The 13,763-nt window shown below is 45.3% G+C and carries 12 protein-coding genes; 7 read left to right on the top strand and 5 right to left on the bottom strand.

Annotation, left to right across the window (positions count from 1 at the left end):
• Positions 1–2 precede the first annotated feature (2 nt).
• The 5 genes from pseI to pseB all read right to left on the bottom strand — a co-directional run bounded on the left by pseI (position 3) and on the right by pseB (position 5,076).
• On the bottom strand, positions 3–1,052 hold the full coding sequence (gene pseI, locus AC27EZ_RS01495) for a pseudaminic acid synthase (RefSeq protein ID WP_487133608.1): 1,050 nt from the start codon (positions 1,050–1,052) through the stop codon (positions 3–5).
• Positions 1,053–1,077: 25 nt separating this feature from the next.
• Positions 1,078–2,112 carry a UDP-2,4-diacetamido-2,4,6-trideoxy-beta-L-altropyranose hydrolase gene (pseG, locus tag AC27EZ_RS01490; RefSeq protein WP_487133607.1) on the bottom strand — a complete coding sequence of 345 codons (1,035 nt, stop codon included), beginning with the start codon at positions 2,110–2,112 and terminating at the stop codon, positions 1,078–1,080.
• Between the two features lies 1 nt (position 2,113).
• On the bottom strand, positions 2,114–2,815 hold the full coding sequence (pseF, locus tag AC27EZ_RS01485) for a pseudaminic acid cytidylyltransferase (protein WP_487133606.1): 702 nt from the start codon (positions 2,813–2,815) through the stop codon (positions 2,114–2,116).
• Positions 2,816–2,908: 93 nt separating this feature from the next.
• Positions 2,909–4,078, bottom strand: coding sequence for a UDP-4-amino-4,6-dideoxy-N-acetyl-beta-L-altrosamine transaminase (gene pseC, locus AC27EZ_RS01480; RefSeq protein ID WP_487133605.1), 1,170 nt, complete (start codon positions 4,076–4,078; stop codon positions 2,909–2,911).
• Complete coding sequence (gene pseB / locus AC27EZ_RS01475) at positions 4,075–5,076, bottom strand: UDP-N-acetylglucosamine 4,6-dehydratase (inverting) (protein ID WP_487133604.1); 1,002 nt, start codon at positions 5,074–5,076, stop codon at positions 4,075–4,077. Before pseB ends, pseC begins: the two co-directional genes overlap by 4 nt.
• A 240-nt stretch (positions 5,077–5,316) precedes the next feature.
• On the opposite strand from pseB, the gene AC27EZ_RS01470 reads away from it, so the two are divergent.
• From AC27EZ_RS01470 to fliG, 7 genes are all read left to right on the top strand, one after another.
• Positions 5,317–6,117 (top strand): flagellin, encoded by an 801-nt coding sequence (locus AC27EZ_RS01470; RefSeq protein ID WP_487133603.1) that lies wholly within the window; start codon positions 5,317–5,319, stop codon positions 6,115–6,117.
• A gap of 153 nt (positions 6,118–6,270) precedes the next feature.
• Entirely contained in the window at positions 6,271–7,743 is a 1,473-nt protein-coding gene (locus AC27EZ_RS01465; RefSeq protein WP_487133602.1) for a sigma-54 dependent transcriptional regulator, read from the top strand.
• Positions 7,744–7,860: 117 nt separating this feature from the next.
• On the top strand, positions 7,861–9,003 hold the full coding sequence (locus AC27EZ_RS01460) for a sensor histidine kinase (protein ID WP_487133601.1): 1,143 nt from the start codon (positions 7,861–7,863) through the stop codon (positions 9,001–9,003).
• Positions 9,004–9,019: 16 nt separating this feature from the next.
• Positions 9,020–10,357: a sigma-54-dependent transcriptional regulator gene (locus AC27EZ_RS01455; protein ID WP_487133600.1), complete on the top strand. Its 1,338-nt coding sequence runs from the start codon at positions 9,020–9,022 to the stop codon at positions 10,355–10,357.
• 262 nt (positions 10,358–10,619) lie between these two features.
• Positions 10,620–10,949 carry a flagellar hook-basal body complex protein FliE gene (gene fliE / locus AC27EZ_RS01450; RefSeq protein ID WP_487133599.1) on the top strand — a complete coding sequence of 110 codons (330 nt, stop codon included), beginning with the start codon at positions 10,620–10,622 and terminating at the stop codon, positions 10,947–10,949.
• Positions 10,950–10,961: 12 nt separating this feature from the next.
• On the top strand, positions 10,962–12,662 hold the full coding sequence (gene fliF, locus AC27EZ_RS01445; protein WP_487133598.1) for a flagellar basal-body MS-ring/collar protein FliF: 1,701 nt from the start codon (positions 10,962–10,964) through the stop codon (positions 12,660–12,662).
• Positions 12,663–12,675: 13 nt separating this feature from the next.
• Entirely contained in the window at positions 12,676–13,716 is a 1,041-nt protein-coding gene (gene fliG, locus AC27EZ_RS01440; RefSeq protein ID WP_487133597.1) for a flagellar motor switch protein FliG, read from the top strand.
• The last annotated feature ends 47 nt before the right edge of the window (positions 13,717–13,763 follow it).

The following is a 13,763-nucleotide window of genomic DNA, read 5'->3' as shown; positions in this document are numbered from 1 at the left end:
AGTTACACTAAATCCCAGGACATCGGCGTTCCTTTCTTAACGGCGCGTTTTACTTTTTTACCAAGTAAAATAGGCAGTGTTTTTACCGCCAAACCCAGGCCAGGTCGTATTGCCCTTAGGCTTTTTTCAGTCAGTTCATCACCTTCATTAAGGTCTTCACATATGTAAAGAGAGCGTCTGTGCGTACGAGAAGTAATCTCTGAGGAGCTACACCCATAAGAAACCTTGCCCACTGCGATAGCAGCACGAGTGGTTTCGTCTACTAATTGCGAAAACTCGGTAGGCTCTAAAGAAAACGCGGCATCTACGCCACCTGCAGCTCTGTCTATAACAAAATGTTTTTCGATTACGGTTGCGCCAAGCGCTACCGCTGCAACTGCTACGCCAATTCCCGTAGTGTGGTCAGATAATCCCACATGGCAACCAAACATGCTTTGCAGGTGGGGAAGGGTTGCTAAATTCGCATTTATTGGGTCGGCAGGATATTGGCTTGTACATTTTAGCAAAACATAGTCACTGCAGCCGTTAGCTTCTAATACTTCTACCGCTTCTGCTATTTCAACCAAACTCGCCATGCCGGTGGACACAATTACGGGTTTACCGGTTTTGGCAACCTTTGCAATAAGTTCATGATCAGTATTTTCAAACGAGGCAATTTTGTAACAAGGCACATCGAGAGACGCTAAAAAATCAACCGCGGTAGAATCAAAAGGTGTGCTGAACGCGACCATACCCCTTTCTTTGGCGCGGTCGAAAATAGCCTTATGCCACTCCCAAGGCGTATACGCTTTCTGATAAAGCTCATAAAGTGATGAGCCCTGCCAAAGACTGTTAGGATCGTCGATGAAGAATTCACCACGTTTCACATCGATGGTCATGGTATCTGCAGTATAGGTTTGCAATTTCAACGCGTGTACACCCGCATCAGCAGCTGCGTCGACCATGCTAAGCGCGAGTGTTAAATCATGATTGTGATTACCGGAAAGCTCGGCGATGATAAAGGGGGGGGAGTCCTTACCAATGCTAAACGGGCCTATATTAATAGTATTCACGTTGTTTGCCTCATTATTTTAGCCCTTACTTCAATAATGCTAAGTAGTTAACCATTTCACTGCAAACGAGTGGCGCGCCGCCATCTTGAGGTATTACCTCACTTGCGTTTTTGGCCATCGTATCAAGTGTTTGCGGCGATAAAAGTAACGATGTAATCGTTGATGCAATGTCTTTTGGCGATATCGCATCAACATGCCCTACATAGCGACATACGGATAAAGACGCTAGCAGCGTGGTTGTTTCAACCTGATTATCAGCGATCGTGATAATTACTGCAGGTAGTCGCATTAAACAGCGCTCCCAATGCATGCTGCCTCCAGCACCTATCATCAACGATGCTCGACGCATCAGTGTAGACATATCCGAACTATCGATGTGCAATACAACGTTAGGCATAGACGCGACGCGTTTCATTATTTCTTTTTTTTGGGGATGTGCACCACTAATAACCACATCGGCGGATATCGTTATTTCTTTAATATTATCAATGGCGTCTAACGCTTGGGAAGTCGTATTGGTAGGGTCACCGCCACCAAAGCAAACCAAAAGGTGGTTCCCTTTAGTTACAACATTGTTGGCGGCTGATTTCTCGTAAAATTCTTTTCTTAATAACGCATATTTGGGGCCGAGAAGTCGCAGGCAATGTTTCGGTACTAACGCATCGTAACGGGTACGCTGATGTTGAACCAAATTGCCGTCAAGCAAGATGTGACAACGATGACGTCGATTTGCTAAGTCATCGATGACCATGACATTGGCGCCAGACAGTATTAGGTTTTCTTCAAATTCACAGTCAAGTAAGTAATGGTCAACAACCCACAGGTCGGCATTTACGTGGCTAACACTGCTGTGAATATCGGGTACTGTAATGCACTGATAGCCTTTTTGTTCTATCAGGTAATTGAGCATAGCCGCTGACTCGGTGCTTACAAAGGTGATATGGATGTCAGTGGCGTGAAAAGTGAATAAGTTTACCAACGTATCTGCGAGTGTTAAGCATCGCATAACATGTCCCGCGCCAACAGCAGGACTTGCATCCACGCGAAATGCGACGTGCATTTCAGCACTCTCCCATTTCTTTTAGTACTTTATACATGACTTCAGCGCGCTTCCAATCTTCTATTGTATCGATGTCCTGAACCTTGTGGGATGGCAGCTTTAACATGCGTGAGTGTCTTGAAAATACCCGTTTAGATTTATCTAACCATGTTGATGTGTTTGCGACATAAAGCTGGCCTGCGTCATGAAATGTATCGGGCAAATCTTGTGAGCGCTTCCCAATGTCGACTTTCTGATAAGGGCTTACTTCCCCTTGAGTGCCTTCTAGAAGCGCCCGTTGTATGGGGAATGAAAACTGGTTAACCGTAAATACGAAGTCAGCATTGTCTTTCTTTAACGTTTTAATGGCGCTGTCTATAACGTCACTGTTAATAAATGGTGCAGTGGCGTACAAACAGGCACACACCTCAACAGCGTGACCTTGTTGAATAAACATCGACAGTGCATCACGTACTACCGGTGTCGTCCCTGTTTTATCATCAGACAATGTAGATGAACGAATAAAGGGGACGTCTGCGCCATACGCTTTGGCCGCCTCTGCTATCTCTGGGTCATCGGTAGATACAATGACGCGATCGATAGCATCACTACGTAACGCCGCTTCAATGGAATAAGCAATGATTGGTTTTCCGCAGAAATCCTTTATATTTTTGCGTGGAATTCGCTTACTTCCGCCCCGTGCAGGGATGATGGCTATGTTCATGTGTTCACTCTGTTTAAAAGGTAGTCGCAAGCACTGTGATATTTAGCGATGCCAAGACCGTTCACGGCCGTTAATAGAAAACTATTACCGCGACTAACCTTTTAGCTTTTTCACCTGTGCAATTACTTTATCGGCAATAAAGTCAACTTGTGAAGTCGTTAAATCTGGAAATATCGGCAGAGTTAAAGCTTGCTGGTAATAACGTTCCGCTTCTGGAAAATCTCCCTCGCTAAACCCTAATTCAGTGTAATAAGGCTGCATGTGTATTGGGATATAATGCAGATGGGCAAATATGCCTTCGTTTCGTAATTGCGAAACCAATACACTGTGATTTTCGCGAGTGAGTTCATTTATGCGAATAACGTAAAGGTGATAACTACTATACTGGTGCTGACCAAGTGTTAGCGGTGATATGAAGTTATAGCTACTGAAAAGTGTATCGTAGTGTTTAGCAATGGCGTTACGCTTTTCAATAAAGGTATCCAGTTTTTTTACTTGGCTAAGCCCTAACGCTGCCTCCACGTCATTCATTCGATAATTGAAGCCTAGCGATACCTGTTGGTAATACCATGGCCCGTGTGAGGGCTCCGTCATAAGTTCTGGGTTGTTTGTTACGCCATGACTTCTGGCAAGTCGCATGTGCTCGGCGAGTGCAGCATCATTGGTCATTGCCATGCCACCTTCCATCGTGGTGATGATTTTTACGGGGTGGAAGCTAAATACACAAATATCTGAATATTGGCAGCTGCCAATAGCGTTACCTTGATATTTGGCACCCACTGCATGAGAGGCATCCTCAATAACACGAAAGCCATATTGCTGGGCAAGTGAGGCAACTTTTTGCATATCGCAGGGCTGCCCTGCGAAGTGAACTGGAATAACGACCTTAGGTAAGGTGCCGGCCAGTTGCGCTTGTTTTAGTTTTTTCGCTAAGGCATCAACACACATATTGCCGTTATGTAGTGCGATATCGACAAAGTCTACTGCCGCACCGCAAAAGCGTGCACAATTTGCTGATGCAACAAATGAATTGGGTGACGTCCACACCACATCACCATGACCTACACCGAGCGCTAAACACGCAAGATGCAAGGCTGACGTTGCACTGTTTACCGCAACTGCGTGGCGTGCGTTACAGTAATCGCTTAATGCAGCCTCGAATACTGGCACAGCAGGACCTTGTGTTAACCAGTCTGACGTTAATGCGTCAACAACGGCGGTTATATCGTCCTGGTCAAGATGCTGTCGCCCATACGGTATCAAGGTTTTGCTTCCTTGTTGAACTCTATTATTTCCGACACGCTAAGAAAGTGAGGGTTGGTATCTGACACATACTCGAAGTTCTCTTCGACATTCTTTCCTTTTTCATTCAGCGCATTGCTCGTGAAGTCGTTACTTCGGTGAAAAAACTTAATCGCAGGTGCGATAACAAAGTGGTCGTCAAATTCAAACGTGTGGAACGCCATATCGCCAGGGCACATCATCTCATGTAATTTTTCGCCCGGGCGTATCCCTACGATTTTGATGGGTGTATCGGGTGCCATGGCACTCGCTAAATCTGTAATGCGAATTGAGGGGATTTTAGGGACGAAAATTTCACCGCCAAGCATACGTTCAAAGTTTTTTAATACGAAATCCACACCTTGCTGCAGGGTTATCCAAAATCGCGTCATGTCTTGGTGCGTGATTGGAATATGCTCGGTGCCTTCGTTAATCAGTTTATTAAAAAAAGGAACTACCGAGCCGCGTGAGCCGACGACATTGCCATAACGAACAACAGAAAACCGCGGTTTTCGTCCGCCGACCATATTATTTGCGGCAACAAAAAGCTTATCTGACGCCAACTTTGTTGCGCCGTAAAGATTTACCGGGTTTGCTGCTTTATCGGTAGATAGTGCAATGACTTTACTCACGCCATTATCAATAGCGGCATTAATGACGCTCTCGGCACCATCTATATTGGTACGGATACATTCAGTGGGGTTATATTCAGCCGCAGGGACTTGTTTCATAGCGGCGGCATGAATAACGTAATCCACGCCTTGCATTGCTCGCGTCAGTCTGTCTTTGTCGCGCACATCGCCAATAAAATACCGCATGCAGGGTGCGTTAAAGACCTGCTGCATTTCAAATTGCTTTAGTTCATCGCGAGAATAAATAATAAGGCGTTTGGGTTTATAACGAGAAAGTAAGGTTTCTGTGTATTTATGGCCAAAAGACCCAGTACCGCCCGTTATTAAAATTGATTTCCCGTCGAACATGTCCCGCTCGCTGTTTTTTATGATTATTAAATTAATATATCATGTGTCGACACGATTGCCATAAACCATTAGTTTTTAAGCACTCTTTACACGAACGAGAACAGACTCGTTCGGTTGTGTGTATTTGTACATAATAAAGTATGGAGCTTGATACGTTGGCAAGCGCAGATGTAATGTCCATTTGCGCAAAGGTGTTGTATGATTAGTGTACTAAATCCATTTCGTTCAAGGAGCATTTGCATGTTAAAAGTAGGAGCTGACGCGTCATCGTCACTACTTCAGCAAGTACAGGAAAAGCAAGATACGCTTTTCGAGCGCCTTGCGTCCGGTAAAAAAGTTAACAATGCCTCTGACGGTGCTGCGGCTCAGCAGATCATCGATAGACTGACCTCGCAAGTGGAAGGTAATCGACAGGCCATTAATAACGTTTATGACGGCATTTCTTTAGCGCAGGTTGCTGAAGGTGGTTTAAGTAATATTAACGACGATGTAAATCGCATTCGCGAACTTACTATTCAATCAGGTAATGGTATTTTGACTGATGGCGACCGTAATGCCATTCAGTCTGAAATTTCGCAGTTGCAAGACAACATTACCCAAACGATTGAACAAACTAACTTTGCCGGCAAGCCATTGCTGTCAGAAGACGGTGCGCTTAACTTTCAAGTTGGCGCGAACGGTTCTCAGTCAGTGGATATTCAAACCCAAGATATTGCTTCACAGCTTGGCGATATACTCTCGATTGACTTAACGTCAGGTACCAGTCTAAATGATGCCCTCAGCGCGGCAGATTCTGCTATTGAAACGCTTGGCGGTGCACAAGCTGATTTAGGCGCAACACAAAATGCATTGCAAAGCACTGCGCGAAATTTAACCCAATCAGATATCAACGTATCTGAGTCTCGAAGCCGAATTCAGGATCTAGACTTTGCTCAAGCTTCATCGCAACGTGCTTCAAACGACGTACAAGCACAGGCAGCGCTAACGGTTCAAGCCCAAGCAAATCAACAGGAAGGACAGGTGCTAGCGTTGCTTAGTTAGTACTTGAAAACTATAATTGTTCGAAAGAAGCAGGGAAACCTGCTTTTTTTATTGCTATATTTCCGAAAACATCAGTTGCGCTGATAACTTTTGCCGTTACAATTTGCAAATGCGCTAAACTGTAAATAATAACAAAGCGTTCTCGGGGAATTGATGAAGGATATCTTGCTGGTTAGCGATAATCAGGAACTCATTAAAAGCTTAGAAACTATTGTCGCCTTTTTGGGCGAATCATATCAATCGCGCTCTTTTTCGACGTGCGAGAGTTTTCTGAACGAACGTGGTGCCGATTCTGTGCTAATAGACAGCACAGATAAAGCAACCATGAATAAGTTAGTGGCACAGTTCCCCTCTGTGCCGTTCGTGGCACTGGTGTCTGGTGCTGTTGAGATTTCTGCTGAACACAACCTTGTTAGTGTGGTATCACTCCCTCTTACCTACCCGGTGCTAACCCAAGCCATACACCGCTGCCAAGAATATAGCCGAAGAAAGCCCGGTTTAAACCGGTCAGGCAATGCGAAAACCCGATTATTCAGAAGCCTAGTGGGACAAAGCGATCAAATTCAAATTGTGCGTCGTTTGGTCGAGCAAGTTGCGCCTACCGAAGCTACTGTGCTCATACTTGGTGAGTCAGGCACAGGCAAAGAAGTAGTCGCAAGAAATGTTCACTTCTTTTCAGAACGTAAAGACGGGCCTTTCATTCCCGTAAATTGTGGTGCAATTCCTGGAGAGCTGCTGGAAAGCGAGTTATTCGGTCATGAGAAAGGCGCGTTCACGGGGGCTATCAGCGCTCGCAAAGGGCGCTTCGAACTTGCCGAAGGAGGCACGCTGTTTCTTGACGAAATCGGTGACATGCCCTTACAAATGCAGGTTAAACTGCTTCGCGTATTGCAAGAAAGAATGTTTGAGAGAGTAGGGGGTAACAAGCCAATAAAGTGTGATGTTCGTATAATCGCCGCTACCCATAGAAATCTCGATGTCATGATCCAAGAAGATAAATTCCGCGAAGATCTTTATTACCGCCTTAATGTTTTCCCTATCGATAGCCCGGCCCTTCGACAGCGTAAAGACGATATTCCGTTGTTATTGCAAGAATTAAATAGCCGGATACAGGGAGACGGTGTAGAGGGCGTTCATTTCACAGAGCGCGCTATAGCATCGTTAATGGAACACGAGTGGGCCGGTAATGTTAGAGAACTGTCCAACCTAGTAGAGCGCCTGACCATTCTTTATCCCGGCCAAATCGTTGACGTTGCAGACCTACCTGCAAAATATCAGTACGGTGATGTTGACCCATACGAACCTGATTATCCTGAAGAATTACTTGAACGAGACGCCTTCAATGAATTGTTCGCAGAGGCCGCGGCACAAGAGCCCTATGATGATATTGAAGAACAAGAGCAGGAACTTGTTATCGGCGCAGCGCTGCCAGAAGAGGGGGTGAATTTGAAAGAGTATCTTTCAGAGCTTGAAATTAACCTCATCATGCAAGCGCTAGATAAACAAGACTGGGTAGTTGCTCGTGCCGCTGACAAATTAGGAATGAGAAGAACAACTCTCGTCGAGAAAATGCGCAAATATGAAATTGCGCGTGCTGAAGATTTATCATCAACGTCAGGTAATTGACGTAAGAAAAGCTTCTTTTTCTTGCTAACCTACTGATTAATAGCGTGTAAAATTCTGGCACGCCTCCTGCTTTAACATAGTCATACTTGGTAACGTCTATTAATTGACGAGGAAGATATGACTTACGTAAGCAGCACTCTATCATCTGAATACAATTCATTTGGCTCGCCCTCTGTAGGCGTGTCGTTCGACGTTACGCCTATTTCTGATACCAGCGAGTCTGAAATAACGTCTCTTCGTCGCCAAGCAAGCCGGTTAGAGCACCTTCTTCATGTTATGCCTGCGGGCGTTATCGTTATCGATGGCAAAGGGGTTGTGCGTCAAGCCAACGACCAAGCCAAAGCATTGCTGGGCGAACCTCTTGAAGAAGAGGTGTGGCGCAGTATTATTACACGGTCTTTTAAGCCACGTGCCGATGATGGTCACGAAGTCTCTTTAGTTGATGGTAGACGAGTTAAGTTGTCTATAACGCCGCTTGAAAACGAGCCCGGACAACTCATTGTTATTACCGACCTGACCGAGACACGACAGTTACAGGCGCGTGTCAGTCATATGCAGCGGCTATCTTCGCTGGGCAAGATGGTTGCTTCATTAGCACATCAAATTCGTACGCCGCTCTCTGCGGCCATGCTATATGCGTCGAACTTAACTCGAAAAAATTTACCAGAGCATTCCCAAGAGCAATTTGCCAACAAGCTAACAGATAGGCTTAAAGAGTTGGAAAGCCAAGTCAACGATATGCTTTTATTTGCAAAGTCAGGTGAAGAGCAAGTGGTTACAACACTTACGCTTGATGCACTCATTGATGCGGTTGAAACCACGGCAAATACTATGACTGCGCAAGCACAACAGCGTTTAGATATCAGTGGCTTCGATAAAAAAGAAACCTTTACTGGCAACCTTACTGCCCTTCAGGGCGCGGTGCTAAACCTTATCCATAACGCAAGTCAGGTTACGCCAAAGGGGTATGCGATTTCGCTTAAAGCAGATGTTATCGATGGACACATCACGCTGTCAGTCGACGATAATGGGCCGGGTGTACCAAATACAATAAAAGATAAAATTTTTGAGCCGTTCTTTACCACCAAAACACATGGAACAGGATTGGGGTTAGCCGTTGTTAAATCGGTTGTCACCGCTCACAGCGGTGAGCTCAAAGTAACTAATATTCCACAGTCAGGTGCGCGGTTCACCATTACCTTACCTTGTGATGGTAGTCGTGATGATGCAGCGTTCAATATGCAGTCGAACGTAGCGTAATCAACAGGAGATAAACATGGCACGTACAACAATTCTTATCGTAGAAGATGATGCAGGTTTGCGAGAGGCGTTATTCGATACCTTGCTTCTAGGTGATTACGACGTGGTGGATGCAGATAGTGCTGAAGCCGCGCTAATGGTGCTGTCAGGCAGAAAAATTGATCTTGTGGTAAGTGATATTCAAATGGCAGAAATGAGTGGGTTAACGCTGCTTAAAAACATTAAAGCAAAATACCCTCAGCTTCCCGTTTTGTTAATGACGGCATACGCCACTATAGATGATGCTGTGCAAGCTATGCGTGATGGCGCCACTGACTATTTATCGAAACCGTTTGCGCCAGAAGTATTGCTTAACCTTGTCGGTCGTTATGCGCCCGCGCAAAAAATAGAGTCGCGTACACCCATCGTAGCAGACCCTTCAAGTCTACAATTACTTGAACTGTCTAGGAAGGTCGCCAAGTCGGAAGCGACGGTAATGGTCTTGGGCCCTAGCGGTTCTGGTAAAGAAGTATTGTCGCGCTATATTCACGACCAATCGCAGCGAAGCAAAGCGCCTTTTGTGGCTATCAATTGCGCAGCAATTCCTGAGAACATGCTCGAGGCTACGCTGTTTGGTTACGAGAAAGGGGCATTTACAGGCGCTATTCAGGCATGTCCTGGCAAGTTTGAACAAGCGCAGGGCGGCACGCTGTTGCTTGATGAAATAACGGAAATGGATCTAGCGCTTCAAGCTAAGTTGCTGCGTGTTCTTCAAGAACGCGAAGTTGAACGATTGGGCGGTAGAAAAACCGTCAAACTAGATGTGCGTGTCATTGCGACAAGTAATCGTGACCTTCGTAAAGCGGTCGATGCTGGCTCATTTAGAGAAGATTTGTATTATCGACTGAATGTGTTTCCAATCGAGTGGCAACCACTTCACAAACGCCCTGGTGACGTTGTGCCTTTAGCAGAGCACCTTATTATGCGCCATGCGACATCACAAGGTATGTCATCCGTTAGGTTGAGTGCATCGGCGCGAAGCAAACTTACGCAATATGCGTGGCCTGGGAATGTTCGAGAATTAGAGAATGTCGTTCAACGTGCGCTCATCTTATGTGAAAACGGCGAGATAGATGCCACCGATTTAATGATTGATACGGCATTTAAGGAAGAGCCCGAAGTCGTCAACGAACATGATGATTCGAGCAAATTGGGATCAGAACTTCGTTATCAAGAACATCAAATAATATTAGATACATTGGTGTCGTGTAACGGTAAGCGCAAAGATGTTGCGGAAAAACTGGGAATAAGCCCTCGTACGTTGCGTTATAAACTCGCGCGGATGCGTGATGACGGCATCGAGGTTCCTGCATAACCTTAGTGTAAGAGAAACAATTTATGTAGCGTTACCGCCGCAAGCTTAGCTACCGCACTTGCGGCGTTTTTTATCTGTTGACTCCCGTCAGCCTCCAATTTCCCCGTCATAATATTGGCAACTTTTTGCCGCCCTCTCTAAGTTTATGAAAATAAACGGATTTTAAAGTTGGCGTGGTGTTTGCAGTGCCATGCTTACTATTAAGAAAAAACGACTACGTCATCCTTTGGCTGCCACAGCGATGACATTTACAGGAGTGGTTATGGACATTAAAGCCAACAGTTTGTACCAAGATATGCAGAATATGATTGGACAAACGCGCCTTCAAGTTAATGAACCCCAACCATTAAGTGAAATCAACACTTCGGCAAGTGATTTCGCTACCATGCTAAAGCACGCGGTAGATGGGGTTAACACCATGCAGCTCGCGTCGAAAGATGCACAACAGCGCTTTGAGATGGGAGACCCTTCTCTGAGTCTTGCTGAAGTTATGTTAACAAAAGAAAAGTCTGGAATTGCATTCGAGGCTACCGTGCAAGTAAGAAACAAGGTTCTTGAAGCTTACAAGCAAATTATGAACATGCCGGTGTAGTTGGAGTAAGTCATGGCTGAAGCAACAGGCACTAATTTAAGCGTTCCAGATCAAAACATGAACGCCGATTCAGAACCCGAAAATAAATCCGGTTTTATGGACTCGATCGGCAGTGCGGAAATGATGCGTCAAATGGCGCTGGTTGTCGTTCTGGTAATTTGCGTTGTCATCGCAATCTTCATTTTTTTGTGGGCACAAGAGCCCGACTTTAGGCCGCTGGCAAAAATGGAGACCCAAGAGCTTATTGAAACGCTTGATTACATGGATGCTAATCAAATTGAATACCGATTAGAAGGCAATACGGTATACGTTCGCAGTGATGAATTTCAAAACGTTCGCTTAGGTATGACACGACAAGGCCTCACTAATACTTCAGACACTGGTTCAGACATCATCATGCAAGACATGGGCTTTGGTGTTAGTCAACGTGTCGAAATGGAAAGGCTAAAGCACGCTAGAGAAAAACAAATTGCGTCTACCATCGAAGACATGTCAAGTATCCAAAAAGCACGAGTTCTACTGGCAATGCCGAAGGAAAACGTATTTGCAAGGCGAGAAAAGAAGGCATCTGCCACTATTGTATTAACGGCGAAACGCGGTGCAGTTATTTCTGGTGAAGAAGTCGATGCGGTTGTTGATATTGTGGCTTCAGCAGTACAGAACATGGAGCCTTCAAAGGTTACTGTTACAGACAGTAATGGCAGACTACTTAATTCAGGCTCTCAAGACTCACTAAGCTCGCGTGCTAGAAAAGAATATGAAATAGAGCGTCAACGGGAACAGGAGTACCTAGAAAAGATAGATGCCATCCTTATACCCGTATTAGGCATTGGTAACTATACCGCGCAAGCCGATGTCAGCATGGACTTCACCGCCATGGAACAGACACAACGTAGCTATAATCCTGATTTGCCCGCGGTTAGAAGTGAGATGGTCATTGAGGAAAATAGTGTGGGCGGAGGCGTTGGTGGTATTCCAGGCGCATTGACTAACCAGCCACCACTTAGTTCAAACATACCAGAACAAGCAAACGGCGCAGGTAGCCAGCAAACGACGATGCCAGGAAGAACGGCAAAAGAGTCAACGCGTAATTACGAGCTAGACACCACGATTAGCCATACCAAAAAGCAAACTGGTGTTATTCGCAGGCTAAGCGTTTCTGTTGCGGTCGATTATGTACAAGTAGCGGCTGAAGATGGCACCATTACGCCTGAGCCAAGAAAACAAGAAGCGTTGCTTAATATTAGACGTCTACTGCAAGGCGGTATCGGATTTGATGTGACCCGCGGTGACTCACTCGAAGTTGTCAGTGTTCCGTTTACACGTATGGACGCAGGTGCGATTGAAGATGTTCCGTTGTGGGAACAGCCAGGGTTTTTGCCTATACTTAAACTTGTGATCGGTGGGTTAGTTATAATGGTGCTTATTATCTTTGTGATAAGACCTATGCTGCGCCGTTTGATCAACCCTGATGAATCGAAAGATGTTGAAGATTTTGATGCGGATGAAGGGCTAGACTTGGGTGATGATACCATCAGTATGTTGTCAACTGAGTTTGATGAAGGACAAGTCGGTTTCGCACCAGATGGTTCGCTTATGCTGCCAGACCTTCATAAAGATGAAGATGTGCTAAAAGCGGTTCGTGCGCTAGTGGCAAATGAACCAGAATTATCAGCCCAGGTCGTTAAGGGCTGGTTGATGCAAGACGAGTAAGTGAGAAAGTATTATGGCTGAAGAACTCGCCAATACCGAAGAATCGTCCTATGACGTAAGTAAGCTCGAAGGGGTAGAAAAGGCTGCTATCTTGTTACTGAGTCTATCAGAGGAAGACGCTGCACAAATTTTAAAACATCTTGAGCCTAAGCAAGTGCAAAAGCTAGGTACAGAGATGGCGAAAGTGGATGATATGACGCAGAGTAAGATTACTTCTGTGCATAAACACTTTATCGAAGAGATACAAAACTACAGCACTATTGGTTTCCAAAGCCAAGACTTTGTGAAGCGCGCATTAACCGCAGCGCTAGGTGAAGACAAAGCCGCTAACCTTATCGATCAAATACTGATGGGTAGTGGAGCAAAAGGGTTAGACTCTTTGAAATGGATGGACTCTAAGCAAGTGGCCAGCATAATTCGAAACGAGCACCCGCAGATTCAAACCATTGTTTTGTCATACCTAGAGCCCGAGCAAAGTGCCGAAATATTGGCGCAGTTTCCAGAGAAAGTGCGCTTGGATCTTCTTATGCGTATTGCGAATCTAGAAGAAGTTCAGCCAGCCGCACTGCAAGAGCTTAACGAAATCATGGAGAAACAGTTCGCAGGTCAAGCGGGTACGCAAGCTGCGAAGATGGGCGGCCTGAAATCAGCTGCCAACATCATGAACTACCTCGATACGGCTATTGAAGGTCAGCTTATGGATGCTATTCGTGAGCAAGACGAAGAAATGAGTCAGCAGATTCAAGACTTAATGTTTGTGTTTGATAATCTGATAGATGTTGATGACAAAGGTATTCAAGCCATTCTACGAGAAGTGCAACAAGACGCATTGCTTAAAGCCATCAAAGGTGCAGACGAAGAGCTTAAGAATAAGATCATGAAAAACATGTCTAAACGTGCGGCAGAAATGCTCAACGATGATCTCGAAGCGTTGGGTCCCGTTCGTATATCTGAAGTCGAAACGGCCCAGAAAGAAATTCTTTCGGTGGCACGACGTCTCTCTGATTCAGGTGAAGTTATGCTTGGTGGTGGCGGTGGTGAAGAGTTCTTGTAACCTTTCGCTTAGGTGTTGCTAATCCAAAGAATATAAACGTTGTTGTA

The sequence above is a fragment of the Alteromonas sp. 4NH20-0056 genome (genome assembly GCF_057539655.1).
Note: the sequence above shows the minus strand (reverse complement) of the source record. Positions and strands in the feature narration are given on the sequence as shown.

Bases quoted from the DNA above. Each gene is read 5' to 3' on its own strand.
- pseG (WP_487133607.1), bottom strand. From the start codon at position 2,112: ATGCACGTCGCATTTCGCGTGGATGCAAGTCCTGCTGTTGGCGCGGGA.
- pseF (WP_487133606.1), bottom strand. From the start codon at position 2,815: ATGAACATAGCCATCATCCCTGCACGGGGCGGAAGTAAGCGAATTCCA.
- pseB (WP_487133604.1), bottom strand. From the start codon at position 5,076: ATGTTCGACGGGAAATCAATTTTAATAACGGGCGGTACTGGGTCTTTT.
- AC27EZ_RS01470 (WP_487133603.1), top strand. From the start codon at position 5,317: ATGTTAAAAGTAGGAGCTGACGCGTCATCGTCACTACTTCAGCAAGTA.
- AC27EZ_RS01465 (WP_487133602.1), top strand. From the start codon at position 6,271: ATGAAGGATATCTTGCTGGTTAGCGATAATCAGGAACTCATTAAAAGC.
- AC27EZ_RS01460 (WP_487133601.1), top strand. From the start codon at position 7,861: ATGACTTACGTAAGCAGCACTCTATCATCTGAATACAATTCATTTGGC.
- AC27EZ_RS01455 (WP_487133600.1), top strand. From the start codon at position 9,020: ATGGCACGTACAACAATTCTTATCGTAGAAGATGATGCAGGTTTGCGA.
- fliE (WP_487133599.1), top strand. From the start codon at position 10,620: ATGGACATTAAAGCCAACAGTTTGTACCAAGATATGCAGAATATGATT.
- fliF (WP_487133598.1), top strand. From the start codon at position 10,962: ATGGCTGAAGCAACAGGCACTAATTTAAGCGTTCCAGATCAAAACATG.
- fliG (WP_487133597.1), top strand. From the start codon at position 12,676: ATGGCTGAAGAACTCGCCAATACCGAAGAATCGTCCTATGACGTAAGT.